This window comes from Pseudoalteromonas sp. CH_XMU1449-3, assembly GCF_037027245.1.
Taxonomy (GTDB): domain Bacteria; phylum Pseudomonadota; class Gammaproteobacteria; order Enterobacterales; family Alteromonadaceae; genus Pseudoalteromonas; species Pseudoalteromonas shioyasakiensis.
On the sequence record NZ_JAYMDY010000001.1, the window covers coordinates 505,096 to 529,834 of the forward strand.

Below are 24,739 nucleotides of genomic sequence, written 5' to 3' on the forward strand. Positions count from 1 at the left end.
ATTTACTCCTGCTTAGAACAGTCGCCAACGACGTTTCTTCTGACGATTTTGATAGACCCACTGTAATTGTATTTCAGTGCTTGCAACAACCTTACCGTTATCACTGCTTATAAGTTCAAAGCCTATGGTTTGTGCTGAATCAAATTGGTATCTAAATAAGCCCTTTTGTTGCATCAACCAGCACTGAATAATGTGCTTGCTTTGTGCATTACGTAAGCAGTAGTTACCAACTTGCTCTTGATGCCATGTTAAATCAACTTCTGCGTAGCAATTTCTGCCTTCACGCAGCGCTACGCAAGTGTCGGGCAGTGCAACTAACGCATTTTCAATATCTTTCTTACCTACAGATTGCTGCTCAGCGAGTAATGGCCCTGACAGTAATAAGGTAAAGCACAAATAATACTTAGAAAACATAACGCACGCCTACCTTGGCTTTATGCTGATACTCTTGAGAAATTATAGGGCTTTGGTGAATATCGTTTGAAAACCAAGTCGATAACCAACCAGTTAAAAACACCCAATGTCTGTTAATTGGGTATTCTGCATGAAATTCAAAAATAAGGCTGTAAGAGGTATCTGGGTTATATACAGGGCGAGTTTCTAGCGCTTCAGCTTCTGAAATGCCAAAGTAGTAATTTGTAAAGTCTGCTGAGTAGGCACTTAAGCCAACGCCAGAGCGAAACTCCCAATTTCGCCAAGGAATGATCTGGCTAAAAAACGAATTCATTACCCAGCCATTATGTGCACCTGAAATATCATGCAGGTATTCAAATGAAATTTGCGAGTTTTCAAAGCGACGTGATAGGCGAAGACCTACATCAAAGTCGTAGTCGCGTGTTCTGATCCCTTCAAGCTCTTTAATTACTTCGTTACCATAAATATTTAAGCCTGTTTCATCAAAGCCAGATTGAATGTTGGTGCCGACAATATCTAAGCCCCATTCAAATTTATCGATAACACTGTAACCTAGGGTTAAACCGCCGCTAAGTTGGCTTTGGTCGTAATCGAGGTAAAAGCTGTCGTAAGAAACTGCGAGGTGTACGTCTGGCTCTATGCCATCATTGTAAGAGTCCATGCCTACAAGGTAAGAATCTTCAATGTAGTAACCTAAACCAATGCCCCAGTCCCATGCAAAGCCTTGGCTTGGCTCTAAAGTATTGTCTGCATAATAGCGGTTACTTGCTTGGCTTGTGGTACTAAGCAAGGTTAAACATATCAATAATAGGGCACTGTAAGCTCGCAATGTTGCTTCCTTGTCTGTGAGAAAGGGTAATAGCTTATAGTATATTGTTAAGGAGTTCCTGTAATCTGTAAAAAAATGTACTAGCAGGAATTAGAAGTGTAAGAAAGTGTTGCAAATTCAAGGAGGGAAGCTGTTTGCCTATGGGCAGACAAACAGCAAAAGTTAGTTACTGAACTTTTATTTTATCGATTAAAATGCTGCTCAGGTAGTACTGCATCATAGGTGTAAGCGCGCTAATTTCTGTACGGTTACACGGTCCTTGTTCCTTTTTAAATTCGTTCATTCGCGTAATCGTTTGATAAGCAGGAATCGTTACTTCTTGGTTAACTCGTGCCATACGTGCCTCTTCAGAATTTTGTTCATGTACAAAAGTCGCTACTTCAAGTTCATTCTTTATTAGCTGCTGTTGTTCAAAGCTGTAGATCAGAGGCTCACGGTGAAAGCTTGCGCTGTCAATTGATGACTTTGCAAACCATACAACATCACCGGTTTTCTTGTGAGTTAAGCGCATGCTTACTTGACCTAAGATCGTTGCACATTGCTGAACTGGAAACTGTTTTGCTACTTCATCAAATAAAGGCAGAGGCTTTTCTGGTGTTACCAATTGATATTCTGTGTCTTCTATAAGCTCAAGATCAAGCTGATGAATAGATAGAGTGTAATCTGCTTGTGCGCCTTCTGCGACAACCTTTAACTGCTTAGCTGTAAGTGCTTCAGTCAGTTGCGTATAAAGTGTATCTGTCACACTGGTTTTGTCGGCAACTATCACCACAGTTTGGTTTTTACTAACTGCATGTGCAGGCAACTGTACTGACTTCACTTTAGGAGCTGCATGCTCTGTTTGATACTCTACTTGAAAGCGTTGGCTTTGTAAGCTTGGTTTCTTTGGCATCGAAAGTAATGGCGCAGGTTCAGGTTTAAGGGCACAACCAGCTGAAATTAAAGTAAAAAACAAAACTACAAGTAAGCGCATAAAGATTAATCTACCCATAAATATTTAAGATTAAGCGTATTGTACGTTAGTCGAGGCAAAAGTTCATGATATTATGTTATAAGAAACTTCCTAAACAGACTTAAAAAAATAAATAATGAAGTACAGCTTATCTTTAATTCCCTTTCTTTTTTCTTTTTTACTGCTTTTTGCTAGCGGAGAAGCTGCTTCGAGTGATAAGCAATGGCAAACTTTCGTTGCTGATTATAATAAACACCTTACCCGAAAATTAAAAAGTAAAGGGATACCAGGTGGTTCATTGGCGATTGTAAATATTGGTCATGATGATTTTATTAATGGTATTGGTCGAACAAAAATAGAAAAAGGTCGTAAAGTCGATAAACATACCCGCTTTCGATTGGCATCAGTCTCTAAAACCTTTGCGGGCTCATTAACTGCTAAACTTGCAGCGCAAGGGGAGTTTAATATTGATGACCCAATAAGTAAGTTTATTCCTGCTTTTTCTAATACTGCTTACAAAGATGACTTAAAAATTTATCATATCCTTAGCCATTCTAGTGGCCTAGTACCTAATGCATACGATAACCTAATTGAGTCGCGTATGAGTTACCCAGATATTGTCGAGCGGCTATTGACTGTTGAGCCTATCTGCAAACCAAGCGAGTGCTACGGCTATCAAAATGTGATGTTTAGTTTGATTGACTCAGTGATTTATCAATCAACACAGATGGACTACTCACATTGGATTTCAGAATATATCTTTGCGCCTTTAAAAATGGTGGATGCCAGTGTTGGTTTTGAGGGGATGGTTAAAGACAACAACTATGCTCACCCTCATGTACGCGGTAGAAAGCGTTGGTATACATCTCGTTTAAAGAAAAATTACTATAAAGTGCCTGCAGCTGCAGGTGTAAACGCCAGCGCAAATGACATGGCTATTTGGTTAAATGCGCAGCTAGGACAATACCCAGATGTATTACCACTCGAAGCATTGATCAAACAAACCCGTCCTTATACACATACTAAAAAAGAAACTCGTCGCCGAGTTTGGCGAAGCCATGTAAAAGATGCTTACTATGGATTGGGTTGGCGTGTTTACAACTATGATGATGAAGTACTTTATTACCACAGTGGTTGGGTGCAAGGTTATCGCAGCGATATTGTAGTATTTCCGCATCTAAACATAGGGTTTAGCTTAGTTCTCAATGCAGAAACAGGGTTAATTAATGAATTAACTACCGAGTTTATTAATCGGGTTCTTAAATACACGCGAGAGCAAAAATAGCCTAGCTAAAAAGTTTAGTTACAAATTAATGCAAAATTATTTTTGCCTACAAAAAAGCCAGCATATTTGCTGGCTTTTTCTGATTCGAAATTTCACAAGGCAGGATTAACCGCGTGGTAATTGAATCTTTTTCTCTTCGCTTTGGCGATACAATACAATTGTATGGCCAATTGTTTGTAGTTTTGTTGCGCCTGTCTCGCGAACAATTGCATCAAAAATCAATGCTTTAGTTTCACGTTCATCTGTAGGAACTTTAACTTTGATTAGTTCATGAATTTCTAGAGCGCTTTCAATTTCAACTAAAACGCCTTCTGTTAATCCGTTTGCACCAAGTAATACAACAGGTTTTAAACTGTGCGCTTGGCCTTTTAAAAACTGCTTTTGTTTGTTCGATAATTTCATCATGTTACAAATTTTGCTGAATATGGCTTGAATTAAGGGTATTCTAACGCCATCTAGAGAATATTACTAATTAGTTACGTATTAATTTTATGGCAAATAAAAAACATTCAGCCAGTTCTAAGCGTTGGCTGAAAGAACATTTCGACGATCCTTATGTTCACGAAGCGCAAAAGAAAGGTTGGCGTTCTCGTGCGGTATTCAAATTAGACGAAATTCAAAACAAAGATAAATTAATCAAACCATCAATGACAGTGGTTGATTTAGGTGCTGCGCCAGGTAGTTGGTCGCAATATTTAGCAGAAAAAGTAGGGGATAAAGGTCAAGTAATTGCTTGTGATATCTTACCTATGGACTCACTAGCAGGTGTTGACTTCTTACAGGGCGACTTTCGTGAAGAAGCGGTACTTGATGCACTACTGACCCGTATTGATGGAAAAAATGTTGATGTAGTTTTTTCTGATATGGCACCTAATATGAGCGGCAATACATCTGTTGACCAAGCTGGTAGTATGTACTTAGTTGAGTTGGCATTAGATATGTGTCACCAAGTTTTAAAGAAAAATGGTGCATTTTGTGTCAAAGTCTTCCAAGGCGAAGGATTTGATCAATACTTGCAGGAAGTACGTAATAGCTTTAAAGCGGTTAAAATTAGAAAGCCCGATGCATCACGCGCCCGTTCTCGGGAAGTTTATATAGTGGCGACAGGCTACAAACTGTAGTACAGTTGTGCTGCGTTAAGTTGAATTTAAATTAATTGGATACAAGAGGTTAACTCCTTGAGCGATATGGCGAAAAATCTAATACTCTGGCTGGTCATTGCAGTTGTGCTAATGTCAGTGTTTCAGAGCTTTAATGGTGGTGATCAGGCAGATCGCCAAACAAGTTACACTCAATTTGTTAGCGACGCTCGTAGTGGCGCTATCCAAGAAGTCTCAATTGAAAGCACCACAGGTACGATTACTGGTACTAAAACAAATGGTGAGCGCTTTCAAACCATCATGCCAATGTATGATAAAGACATCTTGAATGATCTTTTAAAAAGCAACGTTAATGTAAAAGGCGTTAAGCCAGAAGAGCAGTCATTCCTCGCCAGCATTTTAATCTCTTGGTTCCCGATGTTACTGCTTATTGGTGTGTGGATTTTCTTCATGCGTCAAATGCAAGGTGGTGGCGGTAAAGGCGCGATGTCTTTCGGTAAGAGTAAAGCGCGTCTGATGAGTGAAGACCAAGTTAAAACGACGTTTGCTGATGTTGCTGGTTGTGACGAAGCGAAAGAAGATGTAACTGAACTTGTAGACTTCTTACGTGACCCATCAAAATTCCAAAAGCTAGGTGGTAGCATCCCGAAAGGCGTGTTGATGGTTGGTCCTCCTGGTACAGGTAAAACGTTACTAGCTAAAGCAGTAGCTGGTGAAGCTAAAGTGCCGTTTTTCACAATTTCAGGTTCTGATTTCGTTGAAATGTTTGTAGGTGTCGGTGCATCACGTGTACGTGACATGTTCGAACAAGCTAAAAAAGCAGCACCTTGTATCATCTTTATTGATGAAATCGATGCAGTAGGCCGTAAACGTGGCGCTGGCATGGGTGGTGGTCACGATGAGCGTGAGCAAACACTAAACCAGATGCTTGTAGAAATGGACGGCTTTGAAGGTAACGAAGGTATTATCGTTATCGCTGCAACGAACCGCCCAGATGTATTAGACCCTGCGTTATTACGTCCTGGCCGTTTTGACCGTCAAGTTGTTGTTGGTCTTCCAGATATTCGTGGTCGTGAACAAATTCTTAAAGTTCACATGCGTAAAGTGCCACTAGGCGATAACGTAGAAGCTGCGGTAATTGCACGTGGTACGCCAGGTTTCTCTGGTGCTGACCTTGCAAACTTAGTTAACGAAGCCGCGTTATATGCAGCTCGTGGTAACAAACGCGTTGTAAGCATGGCAGAGTTTGACGCTGCAAAAGATAAAATCATGATGGGTGCTGAGCGCAAGACCATGGTGATGAGTGAGCAAGAAAAAGAAATGACTGCTTACCATGAAGCGGGCCACGCAATTGTTGGTCGCATGGTACCTGAACATGATCCAGTTTATAAAGTGTCTATCATTCCTCGTGGACGTGCGTTAGGTGTTACTATGTACTTGCCTGAGCAAGACCGTGTGAGCCACTCAAAAGAGCTTTTAGAGTCAATGATCTCTAGTCTTTACGGTGGTCGTATTGCTGAAGCACTAATCTACGGTGAAGATAAAGTGACAACTGGTGCTAGTAACGATATTGAACGTGCAACCGATATTGCTCGTAAAATGGTTACTCAATGGGGTCTTAGTGAAAAACTAGGTCCATTACTTTACGCTGAAGACCAAAACGAAATGTACATGGGTGGCGGCGGTAGCCGTGCTATGAGCATGTCTGATGAAACAGCAAAAGTGATCGACACAGAAGTTCGTTTATTCTCAGATCGTAACTATCAACGTGCGGAGCAAATCCTAAAAGATAACATTGATATCTTACATGCGATGAAAGATGCACTAATGAAGTACGAGACGATTGATGCGGGTCAAATTGATGACTTAATGGCACGTCAGCCTGTACGTGAGCCGCGTGATGTTCATGACCGCCGTTCAGATGATAAAAAGCCTAGTGCGAAGGCTGAGCCTGTTGTTAATGAGACAAAAGCGGATGATTCAGTAAAAAAGGATGAAACAAGCCTTGATGACAAACCTGAATAGTCGTTAAAATATAAAAAGCAAAAGCCCCGGATGCCGGGGCTTTTTTGTAGCATAAAATTGGCTCACTATAGTTGTTGAGCAAATGCATGGAAGTTTGAAGGTAAAAATGACCGCTCTTAAGTTACCCCGAGGTCGTATTTTACACCTCGATTCCCCTGTAGTGATGGGGATTTTAAATGTCACTCCAGATTCATTTTCTGATGGCGGTAGTTATTGCCAACTAGACAGCGCTGTCAAACAAGCTCATACGTTATTAAATCAAGGTGCAAAAATAATTGATATAGGTGGTGAGTCAACTCGCCCAGGGGCACCTGATGTTTCTCTTGAAGATGAACTTGAACGCGTTATTCCTTTAGTGAAAGCGCTAAGAGCATCCAGCGATTGTATTATTTCCATTGATACCAGCAAAAGTGAAGTAATGCGCCAAGCTATAATTGCAGGGGCTGACATAATCAATGATGTCAGAGCATTACAGGAGCCTGGGGCGGTAGAGGTATTGGCACAATACCCAGAGGTAGCAATTTGCTTAATGCATATGCAAGGTCAGCCTCGCACTATGCAAAGTAACCCACATTATGATGATTTATTTGCTGATATTAACGAATTCTTTGCAGAGCGTTTAGCCGCGTGTGAGCAAGCGGGCATTCAGCTTGAGCGTATTATTTTAGACCCAGGTTTTGGCTTTGGTAAAACACTGGCTCATAATTACGAAATCTTAAATAAGTTTGATGTATTTAACCAATTCAAATTACCGGTTCTTGCGGGGTTATCTCGTAAATCAATGATCGGTAATTTATTAAATAGAGACACACATGAACGCTTAGCGGGAAGCCTTGCGGGCGCGCTGATTGCTGCACAAAATGGTGCTAAAATCATTCGCGTTCATGACGTACAAGAAACAGTTGATGTGCTTAACGTTTGGCAAGCATGTACTAAAGGAATTACAAATGAGTAAAACAAGAAAATATTTTGGCACGGACGGTGTACGAGGCATGGTTGGTGAGTACCCAATCACTCCAGAATTTGCGCTAAAGCTTGGTTGGGCTGCAGGTCGTGTTTTATCAAAAATTGGCACTAAAAAGGTCATTATTGGTAAAGACACTCGCATTTCTGGCTATATGCTTGAAACATCACTTGAGGCAGGTTTGATTGCTGCTGGTATTGATGTTGTTTTGTTAGGCCCAATGCCAACACCAGCGGTTGCATATCTTACGCAAACTTTCCGTGCAGAAGCGGGTATTGTAATTAGTGCATCTCATAATCCTTACCATGATAACGGTATTAAATTCTTTTCAAGCAGGGGCTTAAAGCTACCTGATGAAGTTGAGCTTGAAATCGAAGCTATGATGGATGAGCCAATGACCTGCGTTGCCTCTGACAAGCTTGGTAAAGCGCGTCGTTTAGAAACAGCTGATGGTCGCTACATTGAGTTTTGTAAAAGCCAATTCCCACAAGGTTTATCGCTAGAAGGTTTAAAAATTGTACTCGATTGCGCAAATGGTGCTACATACCATATTGCACCGTCAGTAATGCGTGAGTTAGGCGCTGAGGTTATCTGTCACGCCTGCGAGCCAAACGGGGTAAATATCAACCTTGAGTGTGGTGCAACCCATGTTGAAACGCTTAAACGCAAAGTATTAGAGCATAATGCTGATGTTGGTATTGCCTACGATGGTGATGGTGACCGAGTAATGATGGTTGACCACAATGGTCGTGTATTTGATGGTGATGACATTGTCTATATTATTGCTTGCCAAGCTGCAAATGACGATATTTTAGGTGGTGGTGTCGTTGGCACTGTGATGTCTAACATGGGTCTGGAAAATGCCTTAAAAGCGCGCGGTATTGGTTTTGCTCGCAGTAAAGTAGGCGACCGTTACGTAATGGAACTACTGCAGGAAAATGGCTGGAAAATCGGCGGTGAAAGTTCAGGTCACGTATTAAACCTTGATTTAATCAGCACGGGTGATGGCATTATCTCAAGCTTGCAAGTATTAGCAGCAATGGTTGCGCAGAATAAAACATTGCAAGACTTAGGGGCTGGTTTTACAAAATATCCAATGAAAATGATCAATGTTCGTTACCCACAAGGTACCGATCCAACACAAGATCAAGCTGTAGTTGATATGGTAGCGCACGTTGAAGAACAGCTAGGTGATACTGGCCGAGTATTACTTCGTAAATCAGGAACTGAACCTGTTGTACGAGTAATGGTTGAAGCTGAACAGGAAAAAGTTGTCCTTGATAGCGCACGTAAAATAGCCGCAGTTGTCGAAACTGTGAGCAAACAAACCCAAGCATAACAATAACCTCTTGTAACTTTGGGCAAGTCGAGTTAGTATCTTGCCCGCTTTCTAATGTGGAGTGGAATAATGGCAACACGTAAGCCGATGGTCGCAGGTAATTGGAAAATGAACGGCTCTCTAGAGCTTGTTGAACAGTTATCAACTGCTATCAAAAATGTTCAATCGGATGAACTGGATATAGTGGTGTTTCCACCATTCCCATTGTTGAGTTCTTTGCAGCAACAAAACGTCACGTTTGGTTCGCAAACAGTCTCTGAAAATCAAGCTGGTGCTTTTACGGGTGAAGTAGATGCTCAGCTAGTCAAAGACCTAGGCGCAGCTTATACGTTAGTTGGCCATTCTGAACGTCGTAGCATTTACGGTGAGTCAGATGACGTTGTTGCAGATAAGTTTGCGCGAGCGCAGCAAGTTGGCTTAACTCCTATCCTATGTGTGGGTGAAAGCGAGCAGCAACGTGAAGCAAACGAAACTGAATTAGTGGTTGCAGCTCAAATTGATGCTGTAATTAGCAAATTAGGTGTAGCAGCACTGAAGAATTCTGTGGTAGCATACGAGCCCGTTTGGGCCATTGGCACAGGTAAGACTGCCTCTCCTGAGCAAGCGCAAGCCGTCCACAAGTTTATCCGCGAGAAGGTTGCTTCTTCAGATAGCGATGTAGCACAGCAATTAACCATCTTATATGGTGGTAGCGTGAATGAAAAAAATAGCGAATTATTATTTGCACAACCAGATATAGACGGCGGCCTTATTGGTGGCGCGAGTCTTAAAGCAGATTCATTTACTGCTATCTGTGAAAGTGCAAAAGGGACCGTATAAGATGTACGAAATTTTATTAGTAGTTTATTTAATTGTTGCTTTAGCATTAGTTGGTATGGTTTTAATCCAACAAGGTAAAGGCGCAGATATGGGGTCATCATTTGGTGCTGGCGCTTCTGGTACCGTATTTGGCTCATCAGGTGCTGGTAACTTCATGACTAAAACAACAACAATCTTAGCAACGATCTTCTTCGTACTAAGTATTGTTCTAGGTAACCTTACTGCAGGTCAAATCAAAAAGACTGATGAGTGGGAAAACTTAGAAGCTGCGCCAGCTGTTGAAACTGTAACGCCAGCACAATCTGATGTGCCTGCGACAGAAGATAAAACGTCTGACGTACCTAACTAATTAGCTTTGCTAATTATCGTTAAGCAGTTTTCATTCCTCAAGTAAACGTAAAGCTTAACAACATACAGAATTGCATGCGGATGTGGTGGAATTGGTAGACACGCCATCTTGAGGGGGTGGTGGCTTCGGCCGTGGGGGTTCAAGTCCCCCCATCCGCACCAAAATTAAAAAGCTGTAACTCACTGAGTTACAGCTTTTTTCGTTTTAGTGCTTCATAAAACAAAATGCGCACCTTTATAGTGCTTTTATTCTAATGCCATTCCCCTGCCCGAAATTAACTAATTGATTATTAAGTGAAATAAAACTTGGAGTCTTCCTTGCTTAACTAGAGTTGGTATCTCTACAACTTTGAGGAAGCAAGATGGCAAGAATGAGTTATTTAAGTGCTATAGAACGCTATGAAGAGCAACAGCAGCTCATTCATGAACTTCTTCTTTCTATACTTGCCAGTGTTCAGGCATCGTTGACTAACAAGCAAGCGTATCAACAGCTTGTCAATCAATACCCATTTCTAGAATTACAATATTGTTTGAATGAGCAAGGCATTCAGCAAGGTGACAATGTCTGCTTTAAGCGTCAATACAACAAGAAACTGGGTCATATTGGGGCTGGGCAGGACTTAAGTGCTCGGCCTTATTTTTTACTAGCTTCGTCAACACCCGTGCCGCATTTTACTTCGCCATATATTTCGACTGCGACTAAGCATCTTTGTATCTCAGTGATCAAAACAATTCCTTCAGGCAACGATGAACAGCAGTTTTTGGTTATCGATGTGTGCTTAACAGAGCTGATTGAATTTATTATGGGAGACACCAAGCGAGCCAGAATGACACCTTACTTTAAGGTAGGTTATGGCTTGATTGTCGCTTGTTTGTTCTGCTTGGTGTTCTATCTGTTATATAAAGTATTTGCCGGAATGGTGGACTTAGTCTTAAGCGAAGACACTCAGTCAGACCCACTTAAACCATTTACTATTATTATCTTTGTTACTTTAGCGTTGGCTATTTTTGATTTAGGCAAAACAATTCTAGAAGAAGAAATCCTCATGCATAAGGATATTTTTCGCCACAGCTCAACAAGACGAACGATCACACGCTTTATCTCAACAATTTTGATTGCAGTATCGATAGAAGCCTTACTAACCATGTTTAAAGCAGCACTCGGGCAAACTGAGTATGTTATACCTGCTGTATTGATGATGTTTGCTGTGGTAGGTCTGTTGATTGCACTGGCAATTTACGTTTACCTAGGCGCCAAAGCTGAAGATGTGCTGACCCAGGTACAGCGCTTAAAAGTAAAACACTAATGATAGGGCGCTTTGTTTAAAACGCAGCGCCCTGAAATTGATTAAAGTGTACCGCCAATGCCAATACTTGGGTTAACGTACACAGGACCTACTTTAAATGGCGCATTAATATCTAGGCTTGCATAGGGGGTGCAGGCATTTAAAGCTAACATTGCAGCCGCAAGAGCAGCTAAGCGAATCATTTTTTTATTCATTACATTTGCTCCTGAATTACAATACCAGCACCCGCTGGATCACGAATAATGGCGACGCTGCCACTTCGTACTTTGTCATTTGGTGCCATAAGTACTATGCCGCCTGCGGCGGTTACTTTTAATAGGGTTGCATCAACATCAGCTACTTTAATGTAATTCACCCATGTGTTACCAATCTCGGCATCTGGTTTTTTTACAAAGCCAATCGCAGGTGTGCCATTTAAGGCTAGGTAACTGTAATTGCCATTATTTAGCGGTTTACTTTGTGCAGAATAATTACCAAGTGATTGGTAAAAGGCTTTGCTCTGCTCTGGGTTATCACTCCATACTTCTTGCCAAATCCAACCGTTATCAGTTTGCTGAGTTTCAGGGTCACCATTTACGGTATTGATCAGTGAAAAAACAGCCCCTTGAGGGTCTTCTAATACAGCAATAGTGCCACGGCCTTTAATCTCGGTACTGCTTACTAAGACTTTACCTCCGGCTTTGATAGTTTTTTCACTAACGGCAGCGATGTCTTTACTGCTGATAAGGCTCAGCCAATGGCTGGCATTTTGTTTATTATCAAGCTCTGCCATACCAGCAATTAATTTTCCATCTAATGATGCCAGCGTATAGCTGTCGTTAACGGCTTCGAATTGCCAACCAAACACACTGCTATAAAATGCTTGAGATTGTGACAAATCAGGTGTGATCAAATCATGCCACACAACGTGACCTGAGTTTTTTGTTCCTGAATCACTGATTGCAGGTAGTTCACTAGAGGTAAGCTGGCAACCAGTCAACGAGACCGCTGTGACTGCTATTAAAATTGCAGCACGTAAGGGGGTGAGTAATTTCAAAGTTTGCTCCTTGCAAAATGGGGTCAAATAAAAGCATAGCCCATTATTTGTTTGTTATTCAATCAAAAACTATTTTCCCAAAAGGTAAAGAGTTAAATAATTATTTTGCAAAAATACTTAAAGCTTTGAGCAATGCTGTATAGAGCAAGTTATAGGCGCTAGGATGGAAATAGAATTATGAGGTATTACCTAGGTACAATTCACTTGCAATTTAGCCCGCAAGTTTATTGATTTTATTCATGTTCCTTTCGCACCACTGTAAGGCTTTTTGTTTGTTTTTAACATTAATCTTCTGGTAAATCTTGTGCAAATGAACTCGCACTGTCGCTTCGCTAATAAATAAAGCATCGGCAATTTGGGGGCATGTTGCGCCAGAAGAAAGCAAGTGCAGTACTTTAGATTCTTTAAACGTTAAGTTATTTGATTGAATTTGATTTTTTTGCTCAGTTTCGAGCATCACTCTCATCCATTTATCGCTCACCGTTCTGGGAAACCACAAGGATCCCTTTTTAATTTCTTGCAGTCCCTGTTCAAAAATATCTGTCTTAGTGTTTTTAAAAAATAACCCTTTTAGTTTTGGCCAGTCTTTTAATGGCAGCACATCCGCTCTATGAGGCATATTAAAAATTACCAGATGATGATAACCATGAGTTTTCATGAACTCACTTATTAATTCACGGTTTGTCAAGGTGTCTAAAGAGTCGTAATTAAGCAACAGAGTTTTATCATCGTTCGCAATACAGTAAGGAAGAGTCGAAGCAGGTGACACAGAATCAGCCGCGTTTTTATTAAAAAGAAAATCCATATTCACGCCAAAAACTATCGGTAAATGATAACAAGTAAATTGTGTTGCTGATTATTACGTGTAAAAAATGAAATTCCAACAGAGGAAAATCTTGCGCACATTTTTGTTTAGTTAGCTTTTGCTAACTTGGCTGCACTTTATTAAACATTACCTGAGCTAGGTACTCTTTTGAAGGTGAGAAATTTCTGAAATTTATTTCTACTTGATTGAAAAGCAATAAAAATAACGTTCATTTTTCGTTCATTTTTCGTTCATTTTTCGTTCATTTTAATTGTGTTACCCAGAAAGTTTACTGCGATAATACAAAACTAAACATTTATTTTTATTTGCTTTTTTGTAAAGAATCTAGTGGTTTATAATTCGAAAACATGGAGGTAATGCGGTTTATTTATACAGTTTTTGATAATAATTAAAATAATTATACATATTTTCACAAAACTGACATATAATACCCCTCCAGAGGAAAGATGCTTATACCTAAGCGTCTTTTTTTATGCCTGAAATTTACGGGTAAAAATATACACACACGGTATCCTTTGGAGTTTTAATTGAAATTACGTCACCTCTCACAGTTAACTGTAGCTATTGTTGCTGCATTATCTACTTCAGCCTTAGCTGAGCAAGAAAAAACCACTGCTAAACAAGATGCTTTCGAAAAAATCGAAGTAACAGCGCGTAAGCGTACAGAAAGCATTTTTGAGTCGCCAACAGCAGTGACATCAATCGGTGAAAACCTGATTGATAAAGCGAACATGAGCAACCTAGAAGACATCGGTAAATACGTACCTAACCTAAACATCACTCGTTACGGTGTAGGTAATGCAGCACATGCATCTGTGTTTATTCGTGGTATTGGTTTACAAGACCACGTGATCACAACTGATCCGGGAGTAGGTGTTTACTTAGATGGTGTTTACCTTGGTCGTCAAATGGGCTCAAACTTATCATTACCAAATGTTGAGCGTGTAGAGGTATTACGTGGTCCACAAGGTACTTTGTACGGTCGTAACACATTAGGTGGTGCAGTAAATATTATTACTAAGCAACCTGGTGACGAAGGCATTGTAACGACAACGGCAAAAGTAGGTAGCCGTGGTCGTTTAGCCGGTGACGTTTACTTTAATAACAGCCTTACCGACACTGTAAGCATGTCTGCAAGCGTGTCTTATAAGCAACGCGATGGTGTAGGTGAAGCGATTAACCTTGCTAACCCAGAAAAAGAAATTGGTGAAGAGCAAGAGTTAAGTGGTCGTATGGCGCTTAAATGGCAAGCAAGTAGCGATTTATCTTTTGTGTTCTCAATTGATGGTGTTGATAACGAATCAGGCCAATCACCATACACAATTGAACTAACGGCGCCACTTGATCCGAATGATCCATTCAATGGTGATTTCCCATTACTTACAGAAGACATGTTACCAAGCGATCCTGATGACTTAGCAACGACGGTAGCGGGTATTGAGTCGACGGCTTATTCAGGCTGGGGTACTTCATTAACAGCTGACTGGGATATCAATAATACGTATACAGCTAAGTTCATCACCAGCTACCGTAGCTCAGAATACGAAGGGGGTCTTGATGATGACGCTGTTGCCCTTAACTTATCAGAGTTCCCTGAAGAAGGCGGCGCAGATCAATATTCATTCGAAATCCAGTTAAACGGTAGCTTCGATAACATGGACTTTGTATCAGGCTTATACTTCTTTAATGAAGATGGCTTCACAAGCTCTGGCCCGTTTGTATTTAGCCCATTCAACACACCTGATGGTCTTCTGAATGATGGTACTACAGCGTCTTTTGGTGATTACGGTTACTTTGATATCAACCAAGAGACTAACTCATACGCAGCTTATATCAATGCAAGCTATGACCTAAGCGACGATTTAACTGTGGGCGGTGGTCTACGTTATTCGAAAGATAAAAAAGAAGCCGATGCCTTATTCCCAACGTTTGCGACACGTAAATACGTGAGTGCTGATTTTGATGCGGTAACATGGGATTTAAATGCGTCGTACCAGCTTAGCAATAACATGAACGTGTATGGCCAAATCCAAAAAGGTTATCAAACAGGTGGTTTCCCACCGCGTCCATTTGGTGGTCCTGATCAATTTGTTTCTTTCGATGAAACAAAAGCAATTAACTATGAGCTTGGCCTAAAAGGTCAGGTACATGAAGATGTATCTATGATGCTTGCTGTGTTTGTTACTGATTACACAGACCTGGCATTACCATTCTCAGATCCAACTGCAGGTGGCGGTTTCGTTACTATCGTAGAAAATGCGGGTGAGTCTAAAGCACAAGGTATCGAGCTTGAGACAACAATCGCATTTACTGATGACTTTACGCTACGTAGCGCAATTGGTTATTTAGATTCAGAAATCACAGAAGTAGATGACGGCGTATTAGGTATTGGTAAAGGTGATTCACCAGCACTAACACCACGTTGGACTGTGATGGTCGCACCTTCTTATTTCATTGATTTAAGTAACGGTGGCACAGTGGCAGTAAACGCTAACTATTCATACCGTAGCGATATGCAAGGTCAATCAGTTTACAACCAAAGTGAACACATTGATTCTCGTGAATTAGTGGGTTTCAACATTTCTTACTTAAACCCGAACGGTGACTTTGAAGTGACTCTTTACGGTGAGAACGTGTTAAACGAAGTATACGATGTGGGTCGTTTACAACAATCTGGTTTTGTTGGCGTAATGCGCAGCAACGACCGCAGTGAATTTGGCTTAAAATTCAAAAAAGAATTTGAGCTTTAATTACTAACAAAAAAGGGCAAGTAAATACTTGCCCTTTCTTTTTAATTATTTTTCTCTTGCTCGCGTTTTTCGCGCGCTTCTCTTAATTCTTCAGCCAGTTCTTTTGCTTTTTGCTTGGTTTTTTCAGACAGCTCACCTGCCGCTTCTTTACTCTCAATCCATGCATCTAAGGCAATTTCTTTACCGTCGTCATACATGCTTAAGCCCATTTTCTTACTCTCTTCGAGTAACTCTTGCAGTGAGTCGTCGTTAAACTCATTGGTGGCGTCTTTTACGTCGCTCCAAGCATCATTTAGGGCTTGCTTTACTTCCTCTTTTGCTTCGCTGGCATCTTTCTTGGCCTGCTCTGCGTCATCACAACCTGTTAAGGCAATACAGCCTAATAAAACTAAGCTTGCTAATTTGTTCATATTTTTCTCTAATAGTTAATCAACTATAAAGCAGTATAAGCAATAAAAAATGAATATAGCTAGAACAGCACGATTAAGTTTTCGGTTAATGGATGAAAATGATGCCGAGCTACTTTATGAGCTCGATAACGACCCTGAGGTAATGAAACATCTCACTCGCGGCAAAGTATCCACTATGCAGACCATTAAAGAGGTGTTTATTCCACGCTTGAATGCGTATCGAAATGAGCAAAAAGGCTGGGGGCTTTGGCAAGTAAATATCATAGAGAGCAATACCTTTATCGGTTGGGTATTAGTCAGGCCCATGGGCTTTTTTGAACAACCTGATTTTAGTGATTTAGAAATTGGCTGGCGCTTTAAAAGAATGAGCTGGGGCAAAGGCTATGCATCTGAGGCTGCACTTGCCATTGCTAAAGCCGTAAGCGAGCCAGAAGAAGTAAAGTCGCTCAGTGCCACAGCACTAAAAGATAACCTAGGCTCAATAAAGGTGATGGAAAAGCTGGGCCTTAAGTTTGTAAAAAACTATATCCATAAAGATGAGCACGGTGAATTACCTGCAGTACTTTATTCATGTCCTAAAGAGCAGCTTAGCTAAGTTAATCGTAACTAATTGACCTTAAGGGTTTCACATGTCTAAATGGTCAAAATAACATCAAGAAAAAGGAAGTACCATGGCAAATTTAGTCAAATACGCGGCACATCTGTTGATCGTTACCGCGATATTCTTTCATCCGTCAAGCTTTGCAAAACAAGCCGCTGTCGCAATGCCTGATAGCTACAGCAGTGATACGGCTCGGGCTATTTTAGAGCAAGGCGGTAACGCCGTTGATGCGGCAATTGCGGCACAGTTTGTATTAGCAGTGACTTTACCAGAAGCCGGAAATATCGGTGGTGGTGGCTTTATGCTGATCCAAAAAGATGGCAAGGGTGATTTTATTGATTACCGTGAAACAGCCCCTGCTGCAGCTCATCGCGATATGTACCTTGATGATAAAGGTGATGTTATTGATAACATGTCTGTGTACGGTATTCACGCAAGTGGTGTTCCGGGCAGTGTTGCTGGAATGTGGCTTGCCCATCAAAAGCACGGCAGCTTAGAGTGGAAAACTCTGCTAGAGCCTGCGGTTAAATTAGCAGAGCAGGGCTTTATTGTGCATCCTAAGCTAGCTGCGAGTATCGAGCGTTATATTGCGCGAATGGCCAAAAAGTCGGTAAACATTAACTTTGCTGATTACTTTGCCGATGCTAAAGCAAATAAGGTATTTAAACAGCCGGAACTTGCCGCCACACTAAAACGTATTCGTGATCAAGGTAAAGCTGGTTTCTACGAGGGTGAGACAGCAAAGATCATAGCGTCATTTATGAAGCAGCACGGCGGCATTATTACTGAGCAAGACTTAAAAGCTTATCAAGCTAAGTCACGTACACCAATTAAGGGTAACTGGCGCGGTTACGAAGTGCTCACATCGCCACCGCCAAGTTCAGGTGGTATTGCTATTTTGCAGTGGCTAAAAATGTACGACTTGGCAAAACCAAAAGGAACGCTTGAGCACAACTCGACCACCTATGTTCATATTTTGGCTGAGGTAGGTAAACGCGTATTTGCCGACAGAGCAGAATATTTAGGCGACCCAGATTTTTATGAGGTGCCAAAAACAGCTCTACTTGCAGATGATTACCTCAGCAATCGAGCAAGTACAATTCGCCCAGATGCCATTTCGACAACTGAGAACATCAAACCAGGTTTACACGAAAGTGAGCAAACAACGCATTTTTCTATTCTAGATAAGTGGGGCAATGCGGTAGCGAATACCACGACCATCAACTTAAGCTTTGGTAGTGGTGTGGTTGTATCGGGCGCAGGGTTCATTTTGAATGATGAAATGGACGACTTTAGTGCCAAGCCAGGTGTGATGAATGTATTTGGTGCAATTGGTGGTAAAGCTAACGAAATTCAACCTCATAAACGTATGTTGAGCTCAATGACACCGACCATTCTACTTCAGGATAATAAAGTTAAAATGGTAACGGGCTCTCCGGGTGGCACCACGATTATTAGCTCTGTGTATGAGTCTATTTTAAATGCGGTTGAATTTGATATGACTGCAGAGCAAGTGGTAGACAGCCCACGTTTTCATCACCAGTTATGGCCTAAAAATGTGATTAGATACCACACAGGTCTTGAACCAAAGGTTGTTAAAGCGCTTGAGAAGATGGGTTATACACTTGATGAACGCCATTTTGGTGACATGCATGTGATCATCAATAAAGACGGTAAATTAGATGCAGCCTCTGAAGCATCTGGCCGTGGTAAGGCAATGGTGTTTTAATTAAACTTTAAACCAGACAAAAAAGCACCCTCGGGTGCTTTTTTGATTTGGTGGGCTGTTTAACCAATCGCTGGAATAAGCCCAGCCATTTGCAAACCTTGAGCACTAATAATAAGCACACCAAACAGGGCGGCCAGTGCTAAGCCAATATTACCGCCTTTAACTTGGTAACCCGCATCAGGTTTGCTGCTTCGTTGCTTATAGACCATAGCAACCGGTAAAAACACCGCTAAAATAACCAGCGCAATGGCGGCGTAGCCAAGTGCCATAATAAACCCTTGTGGATAGAATAGCGCAAAGCCTAGCGGTGGAATAAAGGTGATCATGGCTGTTTTGATACGATCTTTACTACCATCACCTTTTTTAAATGCATCAGCAAAAAAGTCGAATAAACCTAAACTCACCCCTAAGAAAGACGTGGCCAACGCTAAATCAGCAAAAATGTTTACTGCTGTGGCAACATGTGGGCTGTGAGCAATGCTAGCGACACTGCTTACGAATCCAGGTAACCCTTGGCTTTGTAGTAAGTCGCTTTGACTCATCATGCCTTGGCTAAGTAACTGCCAAAAAATGTAAATCACTAAAGGCAGGGCTGCACCTGCCACCATTACTTTACGAAGTGTTTTGATATCTAAACCCACGTATTTCACAATCGATGGAATAGAGCCATGAAAACCAAACGAGGTAAACACCACCGGGATTGCAGATAAAATCAGACCTTGTTCAATTGGCATTTCAAGTAAGTGTTGACCGTGAACATAAGGCGTCAGCATATAAAATAAGCTGGCTAATACACACACTTTAATGGTGAACAGTACGCGGTTAAGTTTATCGACTTTGCTAGTACCTAGTGTCACCACAGTTCCAATCACAACAGCCAGAATAACTGAGCCAACTTGCGGTGCTAAAGAAAGCGATAAACCATTGTTGAGCTTTTCTTGTAATTGCGCACCACCACCTGCGATATACGCAGCGCATAATGCGTAAAACAAAAACATCACTGAAAAGTTAGCGACCCATTGCCCACGTTTACCCAACCATGACTTAGCTAACGTATTGAGGGTTGCATCTCTGTCGGCATATTGATGGAGCTCTAGCATCAGCAATGCTGTGTAGGTCATTAAAACCCAAGTTAAAAAGATTAGTGATAACGCTGTTGTGAAACCAAGCCCTGCGGAGGCGATAGGCAATGCCAGCATCCCTGCACCTATGGTGGTGCCAGCAACAATTAACATGCTACCTATTGTTTTATTTTTAAGCACTTTTTGCCCCTTAAACTTCGTGAGAGGCAAGCAAGATATAACTTGTTTAACAAAACTTAAATAGTTTTGTTATAAATCAAAGAAATTAAATGTAACCTATGATTTACATGTGCAAACAGGCTGTTGAAATCAGCAAATAACTTTTTGCCAAATAGCATGAGTATTCGTGTTGACAAAATCACCATTTAGGCGGATTCTTAAGCTTCTTCTACTTACTTTATTAAATACCATGATGCAGCTAAACCAACGACCAACAAACAATTGTATGCGCCTGACCTCATCAGTCGTATGGTCTGTTATGTGCTGCGGTTAATTAAGTAAGTTTTACTAACCGCGTTCTAAGCGGTTGGTTATTTCCCATTTAAATTCTCTTCCGCTTTTTTCGCCTTTTTAAAGGAATAAGCTTGTGCCTGTTAAAGCCTCATATTTTTTAATGGTGGTGATTTGGTCAACAACACCACTGGGTATTGTTTGGAGTAGTGAAACGGTAGCACCAACCCTGGCTGTGTTTTTACGCATGCTGGTGGGGCTGGTGTTGGCTTCGTTTGTCGTTGCTGTTGCCAATATCCGAGTGCCTTGGCATCGCCGTGCTTTATTCCTTTATGGCTATTCAAGCATAGGTATTTTTGGCGGCATGTTATTAAGTTACATGGCCGCTAAAACAGTGCCTTCTGGGTTAATATCATTAATGTTTGGCCTTGCACCAATTTTATCGGGCTTACTTGCGCAAAAGATTTTGAGCGAACCTAAGTTCAGCACCATTAAGCTTGGCGCACTTGGCTGTGCCTTAATTGGTTTATTTTTAGTAAGCCAACGCCATATTCAAGGGGGAGTAGAGCAGCTTAGTGGCCTGTTATATGTATTTATGGCAGTGTGCTTTTTTAGTTTGAGCGGTGTGATGATCAAACGGGTAAGAATTGCTATTCATCCAATGGCTACCACATTTGGCGCGTTGGTTTTTGTAACACCTCTGTTTTTTATTACTTGGTTGCTGTTAGATGGCCAACTTAATAGCCAGATGTGGAGTGCAAAATCACTGTACTCAATTGTTTACTTAGGCGTGTTTGGTTCATTAATTGGCGCGCTGGCGTATTTTCATGTATTGCAGAAGTTGAACGCCAGCACGGTCGCATTAACAACCCTGATCACACCAAGTTTTGCAATCGCGATTGGTGGTTTACTTAATGATGAGCCCATTGACCAAGCACTGATTGTTGGCGCGACCATCATTATGATTAGCCTCGCATTTTTTCAGTTTGGCGATAAGTGGCTAAAGCGCTTTAAGCGCGTGAAATCGGTAGAAATGAGTTAAGGCTAGTAGCCGCTTCGGCGGCTACATTTTTGCAATTTGAATGACTAAACGACGGTTTTTGTTGCGGTCTAAAATGTTGTCGTTGCTGGCAACATGGCGCTTTTCACCGTAACCATCGGTATCTACTTTGCTTTCATCAACCCCTAAGCTAACAATGTAATCCTTAATCGCTTTAGCGCGTTTTTTTGATAACTCGAGGTTATTCCAGCGGCCACCGTAGCTGTCGGTGTAAGAAGATATTGAAATAGATTCGATATTGGTGTCGTACTTTAAGTATTCGCCAATTTTATCTAAGCGTTTTTGTGATGATTTAGTCAGCTTGCTGGTATTAGGCTCATAGTTCATCACTGTGAACGAAATATCTTCAAAGCTGTAAGGCAGCATTGCATCTCGGCACTGTAAAAACGCCCAATAAGCTTGCTTAAAGTTGACACTCGATAAACCAACGGCAATTTTATCGGCACTGTTTTGCCAGTCTTGGTAATAAAATGTCGGTTGGTAACCTTTTTCAAGTTCGGTGAGCATTTCCCAAGCGGTTTTGTTGCCAAGCTCGCCGTCAAACTTACGTAATAGCTTCATATTTGCTAAGTCGCGAGCAGGCATACCTGCACGCCAGCTAGGTGGTACGGCTTTTAGGCCAGCAATACTGTAGTTGTCTGGGCGTACGACCATATCAAGGTTGAAGTTTACGTCTTTATTTTTACTGGCAGTGGTGCTGAAAATTGCTTCACCATAGTAAGGAACTTCATGATTTAATTGGCATTCTAAGCGAGATGTTTTAACCATTTGCCAGTTCGACATATCAGCATTAGCGGTATACTCACGCATGGCTGCATGCGCATTTATACTTGCAACTGAGGTAAATAGGCCTAGGCTTAAAGGAAGTAATGAAAGCTTCATCACGGTAATTCTCCAACAAATCATCAATGCCAAATAATTGGCAATTTTTGTGTTTAATTGCTTCAGCACACTAAACACAGGGCTAGCTGATTAATATAAAGCAAGTAATGTGCCTAAAAACTCAGTAAGAATCTGCGATTTCACACTATTTACTCTAGCAGAGTAGCCGTGGTTTTTGACATAATAGCCAGCTTACACTGGCAAACCAAGAAGACTATGGAAAATACTGAACAAACTCTTTTCGCAAAACGCTTTCGTGGCTTTTTTCCTGTTGTGATTGATGTTGAAACCGCAGGTTTTAATAAAGAAACCGATGCGTTATTAGAAATTGCTGCATCTGTACTTAAAATGGATGACGACGGCGTGTTAAGTATTGATCATACTGTGCATTTTCATGTTGAGCCATTTGAAGGCGCGAATATTGAACAAGCGGCCATTGAGTTTAATGGTATTGATCCTTTTTCTGCGCTGCGTGGTGCGGTGCCTGAAGAAGAAGCGATTAAAGAAATCTGTAAAGTCGTGCGCAAGGCACAAAAAGCAGCGGGTTGTCAGCGTTCAGTGGTAGTAGCACATAATGCAGCGTTTGATCACGGCTTTTTAAATGCCGCCATTGAGCGTTGTAAAATTAAGCGCACGCCATTTCATCCATTTGTTAGTTTTGATACCACATCATTGGCAGGTCTTGCACTAGGGCAAACAGTATTAGCTAAAGCGTGTAGGGCGGCAGGTATTGAGTTTGATAATAAACAAGCTCACTCAGCACTTTATGATACCGAACGCACAGCAGAACTGTTTTGTTTAATCGTTAATCGCTGGCAACAACTCGGCGGTTGGCCATTGCCTGAAATCGAAGCAAGTGAAGAAGAGCAAGACTCAGCCGTTAAAACGACTGAGTGATCTTACCTTCAAAAAAACGCACCATGTTAGGAGGGTAAATACGTGAAAACTGTTTACTCTCTTGCGCTATCTTAAGCTCCACCCCTGGATGCATTAATTCATTCACTTTTAAGCGACTTGTTGCTAATAAACGCGCAATCTTAATTTTCACTAAGTGTTTCTTTTTCTTTGTGTTGGCTGTTTTAATTTTAATCTGCTGCTCGCTGGCAGTGATCTTTTTGATATAATGCGCCCGTTGAGCTGGGTCGGGTATTTTATTGGCCTTTTTGCGTGCTTGCTGTAAGGCAGCTGCTTTTGTCGCTAATAACTTTTCAAAGTCATTAATTTGCTGCTGCTTTTGGCGTAAATCATGCCAGTACTGAGCAATGAAAACCCGTGTTTTAGTGCCTGATGGCGCACCAAGCTCACCGGTTTCTATTCGCATCGCATCTAAAATATTGCCACCAATAATTTTGCCTCGCGGGTTATTGGCTTTGCCGACTCGAATAAGGCGGCGAGCGCTTAAATCACAATGTAAAGCTTGGCGTTCAATGAATAAATCTTGCTCTGTTTTTATATGGCAGTACTGAGCATAACCCACTGAGATAGTGCGCGAAGCCGTTATGTTACAGGTAAAGTTTTCGACGTTTTCACGTTTTCTGCCAACAGCCCCAAGCATCACGGTGACTTCACTTTTACTTTCAATTGTGGCTGATTCAACAAAGCCTAATACAGTGATATCACCCGTGGCTTTGACGCGCATACCATCTTTTACATCACCGCTGATAATGACACTGCCATCAAATTCGACATGGCCTGTACTTACATCAACATGATGAAAACACAATACGTCGTCCACGCGCATTCCGCGGGGTAGGGCAACGGGCACGCCTTTAGCATCGGCAATCAACATATCGCTATTATTAGGATCAATTCGCGTTCCTTCGAATGGCTCAAGAGGTAAGTCTTTACCAGGTTTTGCAGGCATCACATCACCAAACACCGTAAAACCATCTTCTCCGGGTGTTGCAGGAACTCTTTGCATCAATGGCGTGCCGGGTTTAACGGTAATAATGGCACCTAAATTACGCATGTCGACTTTACCGCCAGAGGTCGCTTGCGGACTAAGAACGCGGTCTTGTGCTGTTGAGCATAAGCGCACGAATTTAGCATCGGTGCCTTCTTTAGGCATTCGGCCATGGGCAACAATCGCGGTGTAATGGGCGCCGGGTGGTTGCTTAAATTGTTGGCCTAAAAAAGTATCGAGGGCACGTAAACTAATGCCTTTAATCACGCCGGCCTCAGCAAGCACCTCTTGCGCCATATCCATGCTGACAATTTTACCGCCACGGGCTGTTGTTAGGCTTGCTTCAACCACCATGTTTTTAGCATCAACTTTTACTTCAAGCTGAGCATCAACGGCTTTAGCAACCACTAACGATTGGCTTTGATATTGGCTGCTAGGTATAAACAACTTACCTATATTGGCATCAATAAATTCGTAGCTGGCATAAGGAGATTGCTCAAGTAATTCAATTAATTGAGAACTCGTAGTAGGAAAACCCGCATCACGAGGATGCTCACACAAAGAGACATAGCCGCTTTGTTCATCGAATGAAAACATCGACATCTGAAAAGCCCTGTAAAAAACTGCC

24 protein-coding genes and 1 tRNA gene are annotated in these 24,739 nt (G+C 41.5%); 14 read left to right on the plus strand and 11 right to left on the minus strand.

Going from position 1 to position 24,739, the window contains the following annotated elements:
* Positions 1-12: 12 nt before the first annotated feature.
* The 3 genes from WA256_RS02160 to WA256_RS02170 form a co-directional block, all read right to left on the minus strand.
* Complete coding sequence (locus tag WA256_RS02160; protein WP_269407572.1) at positions 13-414, minus strand: DUF3019 domain-containing protein; 402 nt, start codon at positions 412-414, stop codon at positions 13-15.
* The gene (locus tag WA256_RS02165) at positions 404-1,243 is read right to left on the minus strand and encodes a MipA/OmpV family protein (RefSeq protein WP_054561864.1); all 840 of its coding nucleotides are present in this window, start codon (positions 1,241-1,243) and stop codon (positions 404-406) included. Before WA256_RS02165 ends, WA256_RS02160 begins: the two co-directional genes overlap by 11 nt.
* 166 nt (positions 1,244-1,409) lie before the next feature.
* Positions 1,410-2,216, minus strand: coding sequence for a hypothetical protein (locus tag WA256_RS02170; protein ID WP_304636633.1), 807 nt, complete (start codon positions 2,214-2,216; stop codon positions 1,410-1,412).
* Positions 2,217-2,331: 115 nt separating this feature from the next.
* Between WA256_RS02170 and WA256_RS02175 the strand changes: the two genes are divergently transcribed.
* Positions 2,332-3,480 (plus strand): serine hydrolase domain-containing protein, encoded by a 1,149-nt coding sequence (locus WA256_RS02175; protein ID WP_062564319.1) that lies wholly within the window; start codon positions 2,332-2,334, stop codon positions 3,478-3,480.
* Positions 3,481-3,585: 105 nt separating this feature from the next.
* Here the strand turns inward: WA256_RS02175 and yhbY are convergent, their stop codons facing one another.
* Entirely contained in the window at positions 3,586-3,882 is a 297-nt protein-coding gene (yhbY, locus tag WA256_RS02180; RefSeq protein ID WP_062564320.1) for a ribosome assembly RNA-binding protein YhbY, read from the minus strand.
* 89 nt (positions 3,883-3,971) lie between these two features.
* Here yhbY and rlmE point away from each other — a divergent pair, with 89 nt between their 5' ends.
* The 8 genes from rlmE to WA256_RS02220 all read left to right on the plus strand — a co-directional run bounded on the left by rlmE (position 3,972) and on the right by WA256_RS02220 (position 11,382).
* Entirely contained in the window at positions 3,972-4,601 is a 630-nt protein-coding gene (gene rlmE / locus WA256_RS02185) for a 23S rRNA (uridine(2552)-2'-O)-methyltransferase RlmE (RefSeq protein WP_054551703.1), read from the plus strand.
* Positions 4,602-4,667: 66 nt separating this feature from the next.
* Positions 4,668-6,605 carry an ATP-dependent zinc metalloprotease FtsH gene (ftsH, locus tag WA256_RS02190; protein WP_251602676.1) on the plus strand — a complete coding sequence of 646 codons (1,938 nt, stop codon included), beginning with the start codon at positions 4,668-4,670 and terminating at the stop codon, positions 6,603-6,605.
* 106 nt (positions 6,606-6,711) lie between these two features.
* Positions 6,712-7,560 (plus strand): dihydropteroate synthase, encoded by an 849-nt coding sequence (gene folP, locus WA256_RS02195; RefSeq protein ID WP_274167379.1) that lies wholly within the window; start codon positions 6,712-6,714, stop codon positions 7,558-7,560.
* Positions 7,553-8,908: a phosphoglucosamine mutase gene (glmM, locus tag WA256_RS02200; RefSeq protein ID WP_287203938.1), complete on the plus strand. Its 1,356-nt coding sequence runs from the start codon at positions 7,553-7,555 to the stop codon at positions 8,906-8,908. Before folP ends, glmM begins: the two co-directional genes overlap by 8 nt.
* Positions 8,909-8,977: 69 nt before the next feature.
* Entirely contained in the window at positions 8,978-9,727 is a 750-nt protein-coding gene (tpiA, locus tag WA256_RS02205; protein ID WP_235376889.1) for a triose-phosphate isomerase, read from the plus strand.
* A 1-nt stretch (position 9,728) separates the two neighbouring features.
* Positions 9,729-10,076, plus strand: coding sequence for a preprotein translocase subunit SecG (gene secG / locus WA256_RS02210; protein ID WP_054551698.1), 348 nt, complete (start codon positions 9,729-9,731; stop codon positions 10,074-10,076).
* 76 nt (positions 10,077-10,152) lie between these two features.
* A tRNA-Leu gene (locus WA256_RS02215) sits at positions 10,153-10,237 on the plus strand.
* Between the two features lie 200 nt (positions 10,238-10,437).
* A complete protein-coding gene (locus WA256_RS02220; RefSeq protein WP_269407577.1) occupies positions 10,438-11,382 on the plus strand; it encodes a general glycosylation pathway protein in 945 nt (314 codons plus the stop codon).
* A gap of 41 nt (positions 11,383-11,423) precedes the next feature.
* Here the strand turns inward: WA256_RS02220 and WA256_RS02225 are convergent, their stop codons facing one another.
* The 3 genes from WA256_RS02225 to WA256_RS02235 all read right to left on the minus strand — a co-directional run bounded on the left by WA256_RS02225 (position 11,424) and on the right by WA256_RS02235 (position 13,223).
* Positions 11,424-11,576 (minus strand): hypothetical protein, encoded by a 153-nt coding sequence (locus tag WA256_RS02225; RefSeq protein WP_167350228.1) that lies wholly within the window; start codon positions 11,574-11,576, stop codon positions 11,424-11,426.
* Positions 11,576-12,418, minus strand: coding sequence for a VOC family protein (locus WA256_RS02230; RefSeq protein WP_062564325.1), 843 nt, complete (start codon positions 12,416-12,418; stop codon positions 11,576-11,578). Before WA256_RS02230 ends, WA256_RS02225 begins: the two co-directional genes overlap by 1 nt.
* Positions 12,419-12,629: 211 nt before the next feature.
* Positions 12,630-13,223 carry a helix-turn-helix transcriptional regulator gene (locus WA256_RS02235; protein ID WP_269407579.1) on the minus strand — a complete coding sequence of 198 codons (594 nt, stop codon included), beginning with the start codon at positions 13,221-13,223 and terminating at the stop codon, positions 12,630-12,632.
* Between the two features lie 548 nt (positions 13,224-13,771).
* On the opposite strand from WA256_RS02235, the gene WA256_RS02240 reads away from it, so the two are divergent.
* Positions 13,772-15,994: a TonB-dependent receptor gene (locus WA256_RS02240; RefSeq protein WP_062564327.1), complete on the plus strand. Its 2,223-nt coding sequence runs from the start codon at positions 13,772-13,774 to the stop codon at positions 15,992-15,994.
* A gap of 41 nt (positions 15,995-16,035) precedes the next feature.
* On the opposite strand, the gene WA256_RS02245 is transcribed toward WA256_RS02240, so the two are convergent.
* Positions 16,036-16,404: a hypothetical protein gene (locus tag WA256_RS02245; RefSeq protein WP_054551695.1), complete on the minus strand. Its 369-nt coding sequence runs from the start codon at positions 16,402-16,404 to the stop codon at positions 16,036-16,038.
* A gap of 49 nt (positions 16,405-16,453) precedes the next feature.
* Here WA256_RS02245 and WA256_RS02250 point away from each other — a divergent pair, with 49 nt between their 5' ends.
* Positions 16,454-16,999: a GNAT family N-acetyltransferase gene (locus tag WA256_RS02250; RefSeq protein ID WP_335988739.1), complete on the plus strand. Its 546-nt coding sequence runs from the start codon at positions 16,454-16,456 to the stop codon at positions 16,997-16,999.
* Positions 17,000-17,075: 76 nt separating this feature from the next.
* Positions 17,076-18,734, plus strand: coding sequence for a gamma-glutamyltransferase (ggt, locus tag WA256_RS02255; RefSeq protein ID WP_335988741.1), 1,659 nt, complete (start codon positions 17,076-17,078; stop codon positions 18,732-18,734).
* A 59-nt stretch (positions 18,735-18,793) separates the two neighbouring features.
* Here ggt and WA256_RS02260 read toward each other — a convergent pair whose 3' ends face one another.
* Positions 18,794-19,996 carry an aromatic amino acid transport family protein gene (locus tag WA256_RS02260; RefSeq protein ID WP_335988743.1) on the minus strand — a complete coding sequence of 401 codons (1,203 nt, stop codon included), beginning with the start codon at positions 19,994-19,996 and terminating at the stop codon, positions 18,794-18,796.
* Positions 19,997-20,402: 406 nt separating this feature from the next.
* Here WA256_RS02260 and WA256_RS02265 point away from each other — a divergent pair, with 406 nt between their 5' ends.
* Positions 20,403-21,308, plus strand: a complete 906-nt coding sequence (locus WA256_RS02265; protein WP_335988745.1) for a DMT family transporter — start codon at positions 20,403-20,405, stop codon at positions 21,306-21,308.
* A 21-nt stretch (positions 21,309-21,329) separates the two neighbouring features.
* Here the strand turns inward: WA256_RS02265 and WA256_RS02270 are convergent, their stop codons facing one another.
* The gene (locus WA256_RS02270) at positions 21,330-22,208 is read right to left on the minus strand and encodes a flagellar protein MotY (protein WP_304637957.1); all 879 of its coding nucleotides are present in this window, start codon (positions 22,206-22,208) and stop codon (positions 21,330-21,332) included.
* Positions 22,209-22,424: 216 nt separating this feature from the next.
* Here WA256_RS02270 and rnt point away from each other — a divergent pair, with 216 nt between their 5' ends.
* Positions 22,425-23,105, plus strand: a complete 681-nt coding sequence (gene rnt / locus WA256_RS02275; RefSeq protein WP_335988747.1) for a ribonuclease T — start codon at positions 22,425-22,427, stop codon at positions 23,103-23,105.
* Here the strand turns inward: rnt and WA256_RS02280 are convergent.
* Positions 23,089-24,714, minus strand: coding sequence for a FapA family protein (locus WA256_RS02280; protein ID WP_335988749.1), 1,626 nt, complete (start codon positions 24,712-24,714; stop codon positions 23,089-23,091). The two genes, rnt and WA256_RS02280, sit on opposite strands and share 17 nt — an antisense overlap.
* Positions 24,715-24,739: the final 25 nt, after the last annotated feature.

Excerpts from the sequence above, each read along its gene's own strand:
- WA256_RS02160 (WP_269407572.1), bottom strand. The coding sequence starts at position 414 with ATGTTTTCTAAGTATTATTTGTGCTTTACCTTATTACTGTCAGGGCCA.
- WA256_RS02170 (WP_304636633.1), bottom strand. The coding sequence starts at position 2,216 with ATGCGCTTACTTGTAGTTTTGTTTTTTACTTTAATTTCAGCTGGTTGT.
- WA256_RS02175 (WP_062564319.1), top strand. The coding sequence starts at position 2,332 with ATGAAGTACAGCTTATCTTTAATTCCCTTTCTTTTTTCTTTTTTACTG.
- yhbY (WP_062564320.1), bottom strand. The coding sequence starts at position 3,882 with ATGAAATTATCGAACAAACAAAAGCAGTTTTTAAAAGGCCAAGCGCAC.
- rlmE (WP_054551703.1), top strand. The coding sequence starts at position 3,972 with ATGGCAAATAAAAAACATTCAGCCAGTTCTAAGCGTTGGCTGAAAGAA.
- ftsH (WP_251602676.1), top strand. The coding sequence starts at position 4,668 with ATGGCGAAAAATCTAATACTCTGGCTGGTCATTGCAGTTGTGCTAATG.
- folP (WP_274167379.1), top strand. The coding sequence starts at position 6,712 with ATGACCGCTCTTAAGTTACCCCGAGGTCGTATTTTACACCTCGATTCC.
- glmM (WP_287203938.1), top strand. The coding sequence starts at position 7,553 with ATGAGTAAAACAAGAAAATATTTTGGCACGGACGGTGTACGAGGCATG.
- tpiA (WP_235376889.1), top strand. The coding sequence starts at position 8,978 with ATGGCAACACGTAAGCCGATGGTCGCAGGTAATTGGAAAATGAACGGC.
- secG (WP_054551698.1), top strand. The coding sequence starts at position 9,729 with ATGTACGAAATTTTATTAGTAGTTTATTTAATTGTTGCTTTAGCATTA.
- WA256_RS02220 (WP_269407577.1), top strand. The coding sequence starts at position 10,438 with ATGGCAAGAATGAGTTATTTAAGTGCTATAGAACGCTATGAAGAGCAA.
- WA256_RS02225 (WP_167350228.1), bottom strand. The coding sequence starts at position 11,576 with ATGAATAAAAAAATGATTCGCTTAGCTGCTCTTGCGGCTGCAATGTTA.
- WA256_RS02235 (WP_269407579.1), bottom strand. The coding sequence starts at position 13,223 with ATGGATTTTCTTTTTAATAAAAACGCGGCTGATTCTGTGTCACCTGCT.
- WA256_RS02245 (WP_054551695.1), bottom strand. The coding sequence starts at position 16,404 with ATGAACAAATTAGCAAGCTTAGTTTTATTAGGCTGTATTGCCTTAACA.
- WA256_RS02250 (WP_335988739.1), top strand. The coding sequence starts at position 16,454 with ATGAATATAGCTAGAACAGCACGATTAAGTTTTCGGTTAATGGATGAA.
- ggt (WP_335988741.1), top strand. The coding sequence starts at position 17,076 with ATGGCAAATTTAGTCAAATACGCGGCACATCTGTTGATCGTTACCGCG.
- WA256_RS02270 (WP_304637957.1), bottom strand. The coding sequence starts at position 22,208 with ATGAAGCTTTCATTACTTCCTTTAAGCCTAGGCCTATTTACCTCAGTT.
- rnt (WP_335988747.1), top strand. The coding sequence starts at position 22,425 with ATGGAAAATACTGAACAAACTCTTTTCGCAAAACGCTTTCGTGGCTTT.
- WA256_RS02280 (WP_335988749.1), bottom strand. The coding sequence starts at position 24,714 with ATGTCGATGTTTTCATTCGATGAACAAAGCGGCTATGTCTCTTTGTGT.